Source organism: Dickeya parazeae Ech586 (assembly GCF_000025065.1).
In the GTDB taxonomy this organism is placed as follows: domain Bacteria; phylum Pseudomonadota; class Gammaproteobacteria; order Enterobacterales; family Enterobacteriaceae; genus Dickeya; species Dickeya zeae.
Window position 1 is genome coordinate 4,124,274 of sequence record NC_013592.1, and the last position, 14,579, is coordinate 4,138,852.

The following is a 14,579-nucleotide window of genomic DNA, read 5'->3' on the forward strand; positions in this document are numbered from 1 at the left end:
CTTAGCTCTCGGTGTGTTCTATGAGGACGATCTATGGATCAAGCCAGTATCATACGTGACCTGCTCAACTGGCTGGAGGGTCATCTTGACCAGCCCTTATCGCTGGATAATGTTGCAGCCAAGGCCGGCTATTCCAAGTGGCATTTGCAGAGGATGTTCAAGGACGTAACAGGTCATGCTATCGGCTCATACATTCGCGCCCGTCGGCTCACCAAAGCGGCCGTCGCACTCTGTCTGACCAGCCGCCCCATTCTGGATATCGCCTTACAATACCGTTTCGATTCGCAACAGACCTTCACCCGCGCCTTCAAAAAGCAGTTTGCGCAGACGCCAGCCTCCTATCGCCGGGCGGATGACTGGAACACCTTTGGTATCCATCCACCGATTCGGCTGGGTGCGTTCACCATGCCGCAACCGCAATTTATCTCTATGCCGGAAACGCAACTGGTGGGCCTGACACAAAGCTACAACTGTAATCTGGAACAAATCAGCTGTTTTCGCACCGAAATACGCATCCACTTCTGGCGTCAGTACCTGGGTGAAGTGAAACAGGTACCACCGGTGTTATACGGGTTGCATCATTCTCGCCCAAGTAAAGAGAAAGATGATGAACATGAAGTGCTGTATACCACCGCGCTGGAGCCTCATCACGTACCGGAAGGCGTGCACCCTGGCGAACCCGTCACACTCCCGGCTGGCGATTACGCATTGTTTATCTACGAAGGCCCGGCAGACGATTTGCAAGATTTCATCATCACGCTGTACGACACTTGCCTGCCGACCTATAAACTGATCCGGCGCAAAGGGTTCGATGCCGAACGTTTTCATCCCAAAGAGGACCCAGACGCCGAACCCCAAAAAATCATACGCTGTGAATATCTGATTCCTATCCAGCGTTAACGCTGCATTTCATCCAACGCCGGAGCATCAAGATGAGACACATCTCCGGCCGTTTCCACTATCCAGCCAGGAGCCAGCCAGGGACTTTGCTGATAATCCACACGAGATAGCGAGCAGTTGCGAAGGCGCAGACGACGCTCTGCCCAGGCGGGCAAGCCCAGCAACGTACTGAGCAAACACCCCAGCGCAATACCGTGACTGACCAGCAATGGGCGGCTACCTTGCGGTAACGCCAGGCACTTTTCCAGCACACGATGCATACGCACAGCCAACTCCGACATGGATTCACCACCGGGAATACGGCCATCACGGGTGCCATCCACCAATTGTTTACGCCAGCTTTCCTCTTCGTGGCTTAGCGAATCAATCAGCCTTTCTTCCAGCACCCCCATGTTCAGTTCTCTCAGACCCGGCTCCATGATGACCTTACAGCCACCGCAGGCCTGCGAGATAATATCGGCGGTATGTCGGGTACGCCCCAGATCACTGGTAAAAATATGGGTGATCCCCAATTTTTTTACCCTGTCGGCGACCAAACGAGCTTGATGTTCACCACCTGGGGTTAACGGACTGTCCGACTGCCCCTGGATACGTCGCGCCACATTCCACTCTGTTTCACCGTGGCGAACAAGATATACCTGTAACATGATTTTTTTCCGTTATACTGCGTCAAACTAACTACAAGGTAGGGAAACATTATGTACCATGTTGTCGCATCCACGACCAACCCGGCCAAGATTAGTGCCATAACTTTAGCATTTGCCGACGTATTTGGTGCAGATAATTGCCGTATTGAAGGGGTTGACGTAGACAGTGGCGTCCCCAGTCAACCACTTGGCTCCGTTGAAACCCGAACAGGCGCAAGGAATCGCGTGATGAGGGCGCGTCAGGTCCGCCCGGAAGCCGATTTTTGGGTGGGTGTAGAAGCGGGTATCGAAGAAAGCATGACCTTCGCCTGGATGGTCATTGAAAACGCCACCATTCGGGGTGAATCCCGCTCGGCCAGTCTGGTATTACCGCAAAGTATTCTGCAGGGAATCGGCCAGGGCCGTGAGCTCGGGGACGAAATGGCTCGCATTACCGGCATTCAGGACATCAAACGTCAGGGTGGTGCGATCGGCGTATTTACCGATGGCAAGCTATCCAGAACCAGCGTGTATTATCAGGCGCTGCTATTGGCACTGGTGCCGTTTCATAACCCAGTTTATCAGCAATCCATTCATGCGGCATCTGCCTGAAGCCCCAAACGTTACGCTTTCTTCTCTGGTAACAACTGCTCCTCCAGCCAGATTTTCAGCCTGACTGGAGCAGACTTGAGACTGTTAGAACCCCGGGTGATGGTAGCAATACCGGCACCCAGCTCATTTTTCAACTCACGCTGACTCATTTCGCCCCGCATCAACTCTTGAATAATGCGCACGCGGGTTCCGAGAGAAGCCCGCTCATCCGGGGTTAACAACAATTGCAGTAGCGGCTGTTCCAATCCTTCCGTCATTGCCTGCTGGAACAGACTGACAAAAGCGTGCCAGTTTTCATCGTCTGACTCGGAAAAACTCGGATCGTGAAGTGAAGGTAATGTCATAACGGCCACCATACTATTTAACTAGTACAACAGCATAACATACTATTCACTTCGAAAAAAAGCGCAGGGAAAAGGATAAACACCCGCCCCAACGAGGCGGGCATTGAGATAATCACGGTTTGACGACAGTTACGCGTTAAACCCGCATGCAGTTTGGTGATAATGGGTCGCAGGTTGATTTATCAGTAACGTCGCTGCCACTCATTATCCATCAACAAAGCCGTCTGACGTTGTTGCATCAAACTACGATAAAAAACGTCATACGCCAGCACGTTTTTAACGTACCCCCGGGTTTCGGAAAACGGGATGCTTTCCACGAACGCGATCGCATCAATCCGGCCATTAGTGTCTTTTAACCAGTTATTGACCCGCGACGGCCCCGCATTATAAGCCGCTGATGCCAGAATACGGTTCTGACCAAACGACTGATAGACATAGTCCAGATAGCTGGTACCAAGCTGAATATTCATCTGCGGATCGAGCAACTGACTGCTATTGCTATAACTGGCGATGTTAAACATCTCAGCGGTGTGCTGCGCGGTGGCTGGCATCAGTTGCATCAACCCTGCCGCGCCTACAGCAGAACGAGCCTGTGGATTCCAGGCGCTTTCCTGACGAGCAATCGCCATGGCATAACTCTGGCTAATTCCTTTACCTTGTATTGCCTGACGGAAATCGTCACTCCATGCTAGCGGGAAACGCTCTTCCAGATTATCCCAAAGTTTCGCCACTATTGTGGCCTGTACACTCAAATCATACCAATGTTGTTCTAATGCAAAGCGTGCCAGCGCCTCTTGTTGAGGCCTCTCCCGGCTGGCGACCAGCCCGGCCCACTCAGAACGGGCCAGGCTTTCCAGTCCCCAAAACATCAGCTCGCGAACTCTTGCCACCTCTGGTGACTGCCCAATCGAGCGCTCCGGTTTGGCGGCAATTATGATCGTCAGCGGATAATTAACATTCAGTTTCTGTGCCGCAGCCATCGGGTAAAAACCGCGAATCTTCATCAGCTCGCGCAGTTGATTCTCGCCCTCTTGCTTTTGTCCTTGCTCAAGCAACAGTACGGCTCGCCAGTAACGCCATTCGTCTTTTTGCTGCACATCGGCTGGCAAGCGCGCCATCCACTGCGCCAGTCCGACACGATCGCCCTGCCCCAACGCCATACGGACACGTCGCTCCAGCAAGGGAGCAGAGGCACTACGCAAAATCACCGCATCACGCCAGCGCGCCTGTTCGTCAGTAGCATCGCTGCTCATCAGACGCCAGGCTATGTCATCTTCCATGCTCTGGCGGTCCTGCGGACGCATTTTTTGCAGTCGTACTAATTGTGGCAATAGGGCCAGAGCCTCATTGGGATCCTGACGGGCAATACGGCTAAACGCCGACACCACTACCCGACGGGTAAAATCCGTCGGGCCGACAGAGCGGGCGAATCGTTCAATTGATTTGGTATTGCTTTGTAACTTCAGCAACGCATCGGTGATGGTTTTGTAATCTGCCGGTAGTTGCCGGGCAAGATGGTTGACCAACCCCGCACTGCCCGCATCCATCGCCAGCCGCATCCGCTCAAGTACCATCAGTGAGGTTAGGCCGCCTTGTTGCTGCCAGGCTGAAAACAGCTTGTCACAGGTTGGCGGCAGAGAACGGCCGGTCAGCCAGATCTCTTGTGTCTGCTCCCACACGCCTTGCGGCTGCCCCGTCATGACTTTGGCATACAGATAATTGCAAAGTGAGGCGACAGGCTTAGGCTGCTGGGGGCTGAACGCCAACAGGCCGCTCCAGTCCTGACGACGGGCCAGTTCATTGATAAAACTGTTATTCAACGTCCGTACTGCGGGCAGTGTTGGGTGTGACGTCATAAACTGCCTGACCTGCACAGTACTAACCGTCGAGAGATCCTGCGTCAAAGAGCGGTATTCCAAATAGGGATAAAGCGGGTAATCACGCAGCGTTGGCATCAATTGGGAAACGATGTCCATCTGATTATTGTCCCAAGCGGACTTTACTTGCTGATAGCGCTGCCGCTGCTCATCGAGCGAGTCTGCCAGCACCTGGTACGAAACCCCAACGAGACACAGCACGGCGGCTACAGATCGCCAATACCCTATTTTGAACATACTGCCCTGACCTCACTCGTTATCGATTCTGCCATTGCGCCAGATGCCGCCCTCAATGCCCTATCAACATACTATCGATGTGTTAGGCGTTATCAATTCCAGCGCTCAGCTATACCGTTCCAGACCCACAGCGACCGCATTAACACCGGCAACATCTGACTTTTTCAAATCAAATCAGTGTGGCATATCCAGCCCGGCAACGATACGCCGAAAGCGCGCTAAAACAGAACGAAATTCACGGCGTTTTCCCCTTTTATCAACAGCGCTCGCAGTTTCAGCGGATATCCGCGTCGATTATGCCATCCCAGATGGAAGCCGCCTCGCAGAGTCGGCAACACGGTGACAGGATGGCTGGGATCATGAGGCGAAAACAGCTAAACTCCGTCAACAGTAAATTCCTTTTGCCGGTGGAGCACTTGTGCACTTCCGGTATCATGCCCCTACAGGCGCCATGCTTTTAATGGCATAACGCTAAACTGGACAGAAAGAGGCTCAGAGCAACGTGGCTCAATACGTTTACACCATGCACCGCGTCGGTAAGGTTGTTCCGCCGAAGCGCCATATCCTGAAAAATATCTCCCTTAGTTTCTTCCCCGGTGCCAAAATCGGCGTTCTGGGTCTAAACGGTGCGGGTAAATCCACTCTGCTGCGTATCATGGCGGGGATTGATAAAGACATCGAAGGCGAAGCACGCCCGCAGCCGGGGATAAAAATCGGCTACCTGCCTCAGGAACCCCAGTTAAATCTGGAATATACCGTCCGCGAAGCAGTTGAAGAGGCGGTCAGCGACGTGAAACGCGCGCTGACTCGTCTGGACGAGGTTTACGCTGCTTATGCCGACCCAGAAGCTGACTTCGATAAACTGGCGAAAGAACAAGGTGAACTGGAAGCGATTATTCAGGCGCACGATGGCCATAATCTTGATAATCAGCTAGAGCGAGCCGCTGATGCGCTGCGTCTGCCACCGTGGGAAGCGAAAATCGCCAACCTCTCTGGGGGCGAACGCCGCCGTGTCGCCATCTGCCGCCTGTTGCTGGAAAAACCGGACATGCTGCTGCTCGACGAACCCACCAACCACCTGGATGCGGAATCGGTCGCCTGGCTGGAGCGTTTCCTGCACGACTACGAAGGTACCGTTGTCGCCATCACCCATGACCGTTACTTCCTCGACAACGTTGCCGGCTGGATTCTGGAGCTGGACCGCGGCGAAGGGATTCCATGGGAAGGCAACTACTCGTCCTGGCTGGAACAGAAAGACCAGCGTCTGGCACAGGAAGCCTCCACCGAAGCCGCTCGTCGCAAATCCATTGAGAAAGAGCTGGAGTGGGTGCGTCAGAATCCGAAAGGTCGTCAGGCCAAAGGCAAAGCGCGTCTGGCTCGCTTCGACGAACTCAACAGCGTCGAATACCAGAAACGCAACGAAACCAGCGAACTGTTCATTCCACCAGGCCCTCGCCTTGGCGACAAAGTGCTGGAAGTGCAGAACCTCACCAAATCTTACGGTGACCGAGTGCTGATTGATAACCTGTCGTTCGCCATTCCGAAAGGCTCCATCGTCGGTATTATCGGCCCCAACGGCGCCGGTAAATCGACCCTGTTCCGTATGTTGTCCGCTCAGGAGCAGCCGGATTCCGGCTCGATTTCACTGGGTGATACCGTTCAACTGGCGTCAGTCGATCAGTTCCGTGACAAAATGGACGGCAGTAAGACCGTATGGGAAGAAGTTTCCGGCGGTCAGGATATTATGCGCATCGGTAATTTCGAGATCCCAAGCCGTGCCTACGTCGGCCGCTTCAACTTTAAAGGCGTCGATCAGGGTAAACGGATCGGAGAGCTCTCCGGTGGTGAACGCGGCCGTGTACATCTGGCCAAGTTGCTGCAGGTTGGCGGCAACATGCTGCTGCTTGACGAACCAACCAACGATCTGGACATCGAAACGCTGCGAGCGCTGGAAAACGCCCTGTTAGAATTCCCTGGCTGCGCTATGGTTATTTCCCATGACCGCTGGTTCCTGGACCGTATCGCCACCCACATCATCGACTATCAGGATGAAGGTAAGGTGGAATTCTTTGAAGGTAACTTCACGGAATACGAAGAGTACAAAAAACGCACGCTGGGTGCAGAGGCGCTGGAACCACATCGCATCAAGTATAAGAAAATGGCGTAACACCACGCCCTTTCTATTCTGCTCTATGCTGTCACAACCGGTTCCTGTGACGACAAAGCCCGCCGATTGGCGGGCTTTTCATTTGAATGCATTGACTTAATTAACATCAGGTGTGGCGAATTAAGCCACACCTGACAAGCCTCAGAACGTTTCCCAATTCTGATTGCTACGGCTACCTTTACCCGCCCCCAGAGCGGCCACGGCAGGAATAGCCTGCAACGTCGGCCGGGATGGTAACGATGCACGAACTGAGTCACTGTCCCGACGATGACTCAACTTGAAGACTGCGACCGCCTGGGTCAACCGTTCAGCCTGCGATTCCAGTGAGGATGCGGCAGCGGAAGCCTCTTGCACCAACGAGGCGTTTTGCTGTGTTGTGCCTTCCATTTCCAACACAGCCTGATTCACCTGCCCAATGCCACGACTTTGCTCATCAGATGCAGAAGCAATTTCACCCATGATATCCGTCACGCTGACAACCGCTTTTACGATCTCGTCCATCGTATCACCCGCTTTTGCCACCAGAACGGACCCCGCATCCACCAACTTGCCAGATTCACCAATCAGTGATTCGATCTCTTTCGCTGCCTGCGCGCTGCGTTGAGCCAGACTACGAACCTCTCCGGCAACCACGGCGAAACCCCGTCCCTGCTCACCGGCACGGGCTGCTTCTACCGCCGCATTCAGCGCCAGAATATTGGTCTGGAAAGCGATGCTATTAATAACACTGGTGATCTCCGATATTTTTCTCGAACTGGAGGAAATATCGCCCATGGTTCTCACCACATCCTGAACAATAGAGCCACCTTGCTCCGCCTTGCTGGAAGCATTACGTGCCAGTTGGCTGGCATGGTTGGCGTTATCGGAGTTCTGCTTCACGGTGGAAGTCAGCTCTTCCATGCTGGCTGCCGTCTGCTCCAGCGCCGCCGCCTGTTGCTCCGTACGGGAAGAAAGGTCGACGTTGCCCGCGCTAATTTCCGACGCGCCCTGATAGATAGAATCGGCACCTTCGCGAACGACCGTCACGGTATTGGTCAACGACTCCTGCATGTGCTGCAGGTTTTGCCCCAGAATACCGATTTCGTTGCGTCCCAGATTTTCAGCCGGTTGGGTCAGATCACCCTGAGCAATTTTCTGGATACGGGCAATCAGCACATTAACCGGTACCAAAATCGCCCGACGGATGACCAGATACGTCAGTGCGGCCAGCAGAATCGCTAAAATAAACGACGCCCCCATCAGGATATTCCCCAGACGGGCGTTAGCAGACGCCTGCGCATTAATACTGTTTGCGTGATCTGTCAGGTACTTCACTTCTTTTCGCACCTGAAGGGCATAATTCGTATCCAACTGGCGAGCCAGCGTCGTTTCCAGTTCAATGGTGTTTTCGAATTCACCGTTACGCACAAACTCCACCATCGGCAGCATTATCTTGTCACGATAGGCGGTATAGTTGGCGCTCAACTCAGAATCCAGGGATGTCTCTTGTGCGGATTTGTCAGTTCGCGCCATATACTCATCAAAGCGCTTCTGTGAGCTTTTGATGCGATCCAGACCTTCGGTAAAGGCCTGTTTGTAAGCCTCAGTATCACCGATACGCGACGATGCCACGGCCTGAACCAGCAACTGACGGGAAACACGCAGTTGGTCCATGCTGCTGCTGACCCCAGCCCGGATATCGGAAACCAGATTAGCCCGCTCCAGAGAGGCATTACTCTGTTTGAGAAAATAACTGGCAGTACCAATTGAGAGAGCAAACAGAACCAGAATAATGGTTAACAGGGTAATAAACAGCGTCACAAGACGAATGTTATTTATCGAAGAAATATTTCCTTTTTGTTCTGCCATTCCGATTTCTCACTTTCACTACAAGATGCTGAACACTTCCACTGTCTCAACAGCAGAAGCACGTATAGCTTTGCGCCATTTAGTACTCCTTGGCATACACCGGCTGCTGCCACATCAGCGTCCGGTAAGGCAACAAACGTCACTCCCAAGCGCAAAACAAAACGACATTTTATTTTAATTGTATTGTTGTTTCTTTAAAAAAGAAAAACCGTGACGACTGTAGCATGCTCTGTTGATAAGTGGTAAATAGAAACACTCAGGTTCCTTTTCTATGATGAAGTCATCATATATCAGGCGGGGATATCAACCGAAAATTAGCCTTTGCAGGGGAAAATACAAAAGATGGCAAACGAGGATTTGCAGCCCGTACGCTGATAACCTGACGATAATTGACAGGCAGAAGCAAGCCTTTGCAGGGTACGTTGCCCTACTGTACTTCTACCGGACTTCTTGTACCTCGTGAGAAAACAGCATGGTTTACCGTGAAGAATAATCGCACAACGCGTCAAAGCTCAGTGCAAAATCAATAAAGCTATTCAGCGCGGGGGAGTTCAACTTGCGCCCAGGATAAATCAAATAGAGATCGTTGGTATCTGCCTGCCATTCCGACAAAAGACAAACCAACTCCCCGCTATCTATCTGTTCACGGCACAAAAATGCCGGTAACAACGTAATTCCACCATCCGCCAGTACACAAGCACGCGCATACAGCAGATTGTCGGTAATGTGTGATTGCGGCAACCGCCAGAGAAAATACTCCGCTTCACGGCGAAATCCCCATTCCGGCCAGGCGCGGTGCGCAATACACCGGTGCGCTTGCAGCTCACGCGGGTGTGTAATCGGCGGCAATGCCGCCAGATAGGCGTAGGAAGCCACCAGATAATGCGGCACCTGTCCCAGAGAACGCCCAATCAGGGAAGAATCCTGTGGTTTACCGGTACGCAACGCGGCATCAAACCCTTCCTCCACAAGATCAATGACCCGATCAGCCACTACGATCTCCAGTGACACCGCCGGAAAGCGAGACTGAAACTCGACGGTCAAACGCGCCAGCAACGTCGCCCCCAATCCGGCCGGGCTGGTTATTCGCAAACGCCCACTGGGTTTATCGCGTAAGTGTTGCATCGCCATCTCAGCGCGCTCGCTCGCCTGGCGCATCTCCTGACAATGCACCAGATAGCGTTCACCCGCAAAGGTGAGGTTCAGCTTGCGAGTCGTTCGATTGAACAACCGCAACCCCAGAGACTGCTCTAATTGACTGACGCGTAAACTGAGGCTCGATTTGGCCATACCAGCTTGTCTGGCCGCTTCGGTAAAACTGCCGCATTCAGCCACCAGGGCGAACAGCGCCATATCCTGCAATTGTCTGAACATGATTGTTCTTCTCCGTCGAACACGTCGTTAGTGATTGTCCATCTTATCAGTACTATCGACAGGTTCTACACTGTCGTTACACCCAACATGCAACGATGGAAACATTGATCATGACAGTAAAAGCAATCGCCGTTGACCCCAGTTCTCCTGACAATTTCGTAGAAATCACGACCGAATTACCACAGCCCGGCGAGCATGACCTGCTGGTAGCCGTAAAAGCGGTGTCGGTTAATCCGGTAGATACCAAAGTACACGCAGGATTACGCCGAAATGGTCTGCAACACCCACGTATTCTTGGCTGGGATGCCAGTGGTGTCGTGATAAAAACCGGCTCAGGTGTCAGTAACGTCAACGTTGGAGATGAAGTCTGGTATGCCGGTGATATCACGCGCCCGGGCAGTAACAGCACCCATCAGTTAGTCGATGCCCGCATCGTCGCACACAAGCCCGCGTCACTGAACTGGGCTGAAGCCGCCGCCTTGCCGCTGACAGCGCTGACCGCCTGGGAAGGGCTATTTGAGCATCTGAACATTCAGAATGCGGCTAAAGGTAAAACGCTGTTGATTATCGGCGGCGCTGGCGGCGTCGGCTCACTGGCGATTTCACTGGCAGCCCAACGCAGCGAGGTGACCGTCATCGCGACGGCGTCTCGTCCCGACTCTGCACAATGGTGCCGCGACCGTGGCGCAGATATGGTGGTGGATTATCGCCATCTGGCTGATGATCTGAAAAAGCAGAATATTGAGCACGTGGATTACATTTTCTGCCTGAATGACACTGACGGCCACTGGGATGCCATTAGCCAGTTAATCGCCCCGCTGGGACATATCTGTACCATCGTGGAAAACACCCGTCCTTTAGATCAAAACGCACTGAAATTAAAAAGCGCTGCACTGCACTGGGAATTCATGTTTACCCGCAGCATGTTTACCACACCGGATATGGCCCGTCAGGGAGAAATTCTGCGTGAGGTGGCGCAACAGGTGGATAACGGTCTCTTGCAAGGCACGCTGAGCCAGACCCTGAACGGATTAACGCCTGAAACGCTAAAACAGGCCCACGAAGCCATACTGAATGGTCATATGCGCGGTAAGCTCGTCATTACACTGTGAGTGAACATCACCAGTGAAAGCGCCGGCATAAAAAAGCCAGCCCAACGGGCTGGCTTTGACGTTTTTCGTCGAACCGATCGGCGACCACCGACCGGCTATTCGCCGCTTAGTACAGCAGGCGGGCACGAATGGTGCCGGGGATAGATTTCATCAGTTGCAGCGCGGTGTCTGCCCCGTCCGTTTCCACATCGATAACCACATAACCGATTGTCGGGCTGGTCTGCAGATACTGTGCTGCAATGTTGATACCCTGCTCAGCAAAGATGTTGTTAATCTGCGTCATGATACCCGGGCGGTTTTCATGAATGTGCAGCAGACGGCTGGCGCGATCACTGTGCGTCGGCAACGACACTTCCGGGAAGTTGACAGCAGACAAGGTAGAACCGTTATCAGAGTATTTCACCAGTTTCCCGGCAACCTCGATACCAATGTTCTCCTGCGCTTCTTCCGTTGAGCCCCCGATATGCGGCGTCAGAATCACGTTATCAAATTCGCACAGCGGCGACAGGAACGGGTCGCTGTTGGTTGCCGGTTCCTGCGGGAATACGTCGATAGCGGCACCAGAGAGGTGCTTGTTGGCAAGAGCGTCACTCAATGCCGGAATATCGACCACGGTACCGCGTGATGCGTTGATCAAAATCGAACCCGGCTTCATCAACGCCAGTTCGTTGGCGCCAATCATATTCTGGGTACTGTCGGTTTCCGGCACATGCAGACTGACCACATCGCTCATATTCAGCAGTTCGGACAAATGACGAACCTGCTGGGCATTCCCCAACGGCAATTTGCTTTCGATATCGTAGAAATAGACATGCATCCCCAGGCTTTCAGCCAGGATCCCAAGCTGGGTACCGATGTGACCATAACCAATGATACCAAGCTTCTTACCGCGAGCCTCAAAGCAGCCAACCGCCTGTTTGTGCCAGATACCACGATGTGCTTTAGCGTTAGCAGTCGGAATGCCACGCAGCAGCAGCAGCAGTTCACCGATAACCATTTCGGCTACGGAGCGGGTATTGGAAAAAGGTGCATTGAAGACCGGGATGCCACGTTTGGTCGCAGCCGACAGTTCAACCTGATTTGTGCCGATACAAAAGCAACCCACTGCCACCAGTTTCTCAGCAGCTGCGAAAACGTCTTCCGTCAGATGCGTACGCGATCGAATCCCCACAAAGTGCGCGTCACGAATCGACGCTTTCAGCGCTTCCGGGTCAAGCGCCCCTTTATGGTATTCAATATTGGTGTAACCTGCAGCACGCAGATTCTCCAGCGCATTCGGGTGTACCCCCTCCAGCAGCAGGAACTTAATCTTGTCTTTTTCCAGTGATACCTTTGCCATTTCCCGACCTTATTTTCAGACTTCAGATATGACGGTTTGCAAACCGGTCTGTGCAAACATAACAAAAAATACGCAGGCGGCAATACAAACGATTGCCTTCGCGTTTTTTCTTACTCCCACCCGTCGGTGATTTCATGGCAAAAAATACTGCCAACCCTCAGCAAGACCAGACAGGGATGATGCGAAATAAGAAAAACTGATATTAAGTACCAAAAATGAGCCGTTAGAGAAAGTCGGATTTTTTAGATAAAAAAATCCGGCCACCGTTAGCGTGGCCGGACCTCTGCGAGAGATAACAACATGGCACGATTTCAATGGCATTATTTCAATGACACTGTTGTTTCCAACATGGGTTATTTCAGGAATAATTTATTTCAGGCGAACGGTTTTCACCCCGTCGGCGGTCCCCACCAGCGCGACATCCGCACCGCGGTTCGCAAACAACCCCACCGTTACCACGCCAGCCAGATTATTGATGCAGTTTTCCATCGCCACCGCATCCGACAGATCCATATTGTGCACATCCAGAATAATGTTGCCGTTGTCTGTGATAACCCCATCACGATACACCGGCTGACCACCCAGTTTGACCAGCTCACGGGCCACATAAGCGCGCGCCATCGGGATAACTTCCACCGGCAACGGGAAACGCCCCAGCACATCAACCTGTTTGGACGCATCGACGATACACACAAACTGACGCGCGATCGCCGCCACGATTTTTTCGCGGGTCAATGCGGCACCGCCACCTTTGATCATCTGCATGTGTGGGTTGATTTCATCAGCGCCGTCGACGTAGACATCAAGCACATCCACGTCATTACAGTCAAAAACCGGAATCCCCAGACTTTTGAGCTTGGCGGTAGAAGCGTCAGAGCTTGAAACCGCGCCTTCAATTTGATGCTTGATAGACCCCAGTGCGTCAATAAAGTGCGCGGCGGTAGAGCCGGTTCCCACGCCAACGATAGTACCGGGGCGAACATAATCGAGTGCGGCCCAACCAACGGCTTTTTTCAGTTCATCCTGCGTCATGATGTGCTTATGCCTGTAGCTACGAAAACGTGTGCGTATTATAGGGCATGCCATAGTCAAAAGGAGAGCCTTGCCTGTCGGGTACGGTAATATTTCGGTCTCACGGCGGCAGGCTGGGCGATTTTTTTCGGCGATACCTCACAAAAATGTGGCATATTGCCAAATATAGTTTTTACGCAAAGGAATCTTCACCTTCATGAAACGCCCGGACTATCGCACGCTTCAGGCGCTGGACGCCGTGATCCGTGAGCGTGGCTTTGAGCGCGCCGCACAAAAACTCTGTATTACGCAGTCCGCCGTCTCACAACGCATCAAACAGCTGGAGAATCTGTTTGGCCAGCCGCTACTGGTAAGAACAATTCCACCGCGCCCGACCGAGCAAGGGCAGAAGTTGCTGGCCTTATTGCATCAGGTGGAATTACTGGAAGAAGAGTGGCTGGGCAACGAAAACAGCAATGAAACCCCGCTTTTGCTGTCTCTGGCGGTCAACGCCGACAGTCTGGCGACCTGGCTTTTACCCGCCCTGCAACCTGTGCTGGTGGACTCCCCCATCAGGTTAAATTTGCAGGTGGAAGATGAAACCCGAACCCAGGAGCGCCTACGCCGGGGTGAAGTAGTGGGGGCCGTGAGTATTCAGCCGCAGCCGCTGCCAAGCTGTCTGGTGGATAAGCTGGGCGCGCTGGACTATCTGTTCGTCGCCTCGCCAGGCTTCGCCAATCGCTACTTCCCTAACGGGGTAACGCGTTCTGCGCTGCTGCGTGCGCCAGTGGTGGCGTTCGACCATCTGGACGATATGCATCAGGCATTTTTGCAGCAAAACTTCGACCTGCCGCCGGGTAGCGTACCCTGCCACATCGTTAACTCATCTGAAGCCTTCGTACAGCTCGCTCGTCAGGGCACGACCTGCTGTATGATCCCCCATTTGCAGATCGAACGTGAACTGGCGAACGGCGAACTTATCGACCTGACACCGGGGCTATGCCAGCGCCGTATGCTGTACTGGCATCGTTTCGCGCCGGAAAGCAGAATGATGCGACATGTGACCGACGCCCTGCTCACGCACGGACGCCAGGTTCTGCGTCAATCCTGAATTCATCAGGCAGACTCACTT

The 14,579-nt window shown here is 53.1% G+C and carries 12 protein-coding genes; 5 read left to right on the forward strand and 7 right to left on the reverse strand.

The genetic code is table 11. From position 1 onward, the window contains the following. The first annotated feature begins 33 nt into the window (after window positions 1–33). On the forward strand, window positions 34–900 hold the full coding sequence (robA, locus tag DD586_RS17920; protein ID WP_012886235.1) for an MDR efflux pump AcrAB transcriptional activator RobA: 867 nt from the start codon (window positions 34–36) through the stop codon (window positions 898–900). Here robA and gpmB read toward each other — a convergent pair. Further along, entirely contained in the window at window positions 897–1,547 is a 651-nt protein-coding gene (gene gpmB / locus DD586_RS17925) for a 2,3-diphosphoglycerate-dependent phosphoglycerate mutase GpmB (RefSeq protein WP_012886236.1), read from the reverse strand. The two genes, robA and gpmB, sit on opposite strands and share 4 nt — an antisense overlap. A 51-nt stretch (window positions 1,548–1,598) precedes the next feature. Between gpmB and yjjX the strand changes: the two genes are divergently transcribed. Next, on the forward strand, window positions 1,599–2,138 hold the full coding sequence (gene yjjX / locus DD586_RS17930; RefSeq protein ID WP_012886237.1) for an inosine/xanthosine triphosphatase: 540 nt from the start codon (window positions 1,599–1,601) through the stop codon (window positions 2,136–2,138). A gap of 11 nt (window positions 2,139–2,149) precedes the next feature. On the opposite strand, the gene trpR is transcribed toward yjjX, so the two are convergent. Further along, window positions 2,150–2,482 carry a trp operon repressor gene (trpR, locus tag DD586_RS17935; protein ID WP_012886238.1) on the reverse strand — a complete coding sequence of 111 codons (333 nt, stop codon included), beginning with the start codon at window positions 2,480–2,482 and terminating at the stop codon, window positions 2,150–2,152. A 182-nt stretch (window positions 2,483–2,664) separates the two neighbouring features. Then, window positions 2,665–4,596 carry a murein transglycosylase gene (sltY, locus tag DD586_RS17940; protein ID WP_012886239.1) on the reverse strand — a complete coding sequence of 644 codons (1,932 nt, stop codon included), beginning with the start codon at window positions 4,594–4,596 and terminating at the stop codon, window positions 2,665–2,667. Between the two features lie 502 nt (window positions 4,597–5,098). Here sltY and ettA point away from each other — a divergent pair. Then, the gene (gene ettA, locus DD586_RS17945) at window positions 5,099–6,763 is read left to right on the forward strand and encodes an energy-dependent translational throttle protein EttA (protein ID WP_012886240.1); all 1,665 of its coding nucleotides are present in this window, start codon (window positions 5,099–5,101) and stop codon (window positions 6,761–6,763) included. A gap of 141 nt (window positions 6,764–6,904) precedes the next feature. Here ettA and DD586_RS17950 read toward each other — a convergent pair whose 3' ends face one another. Together DD586_RS17950 and DD586_RS17955 are read right to left on the reverse strand one after the other, a co-directional pair. Beyond that, a complete protein-coding gene (locus DD586_RS17950) occupies window positions 6,905–8,611 on the reverse strand; it encodes a methyl-accepting chemotaxis protein (protein WP_012886241.1) in 1,707 nt (568 codons plus the stop codon). 477 nt (window positions 8,612–9,088) lie between these two features. Then, window positions 9,089–9,985, reverse strand: a complete 897-nt coding sequence (locus DD586_RS17955) for a LysR family transcriptional regulator (protein WP_012886242.1) — start codon at window positions 9,983–9,985, stop codon at window positions 9,089–9,091. Between the two features lie 110 nt (window positions 9,986–10,095). On the opposite strand from DD586_RS17955, the gene DD586_RS17960 reads away from it, so the two are divergent. Next, window positions 10,096–11,097 (forward strand): zinc-binding alcohol dehydrogenase family protein, encoded by a 1,002-nt coding sequence (locus tag DD586_RS17960; RefSeq protein WP_012886243.1) that lies wholly within the window; start codon window positions 10,096–10,098, stop codon window positions 11,095–11,097. Window positions 11,098–11,203: 106 nt separating this feature from the next. Here DD586_RS17960 and serA read toward each other — a convergent pair whose 3' ends face one another. Both serA and rpiA read right to left on the reverse strand, forming a co-directional pair. Beyond that, window positions 11,204–12,436 (reverse strand): phosphoglycerate dehydrogenase, encoded by a 1,233-nt coding sequence (gene serA / locus DD586_RS17965; RefSeq protein ID WP_012886244.1) that lies wholly within the window; start codon window positions 12,434–12,436, stop codon window positions 11,204–11,206. A gap of 369 nt (window positions 12,437–12,805) precedes the next feature. Further along, the gene (gene rpiA, locus DD586_RS17970; RefSeq protein ID WP_012886245.1) at window positions 12,806–13,468 is read right to left on the reverse strand and encodes a ribose-5-phosphate isomerase RpiA; all 663 of its coding nucleotides are present in this window, start codon (window positions 13,466–13,468) and stop codon (window positions 12,806–12,808) included. Between the two features lie 196 nt (window positions 13,469–13,664). Between rpiA and DD586_RS17975 the strand changes: the two genes are divergently transcribed. Next, the gene (locus tag DD586_RS17975) at window positions 13,665–14,558 is read left to right on the forward strand and encodes a LysR family transcriptional regulator ArgP (RefSeq protein WP_012886246.1); all 894 of its coding nucleotides are present in this window, start codon (window positions 13,665–13,667) and stop codon (window positions 14,556–14,558) included. Window positions 14,559–14,579 lie beyond the last annotated feature (21 nt).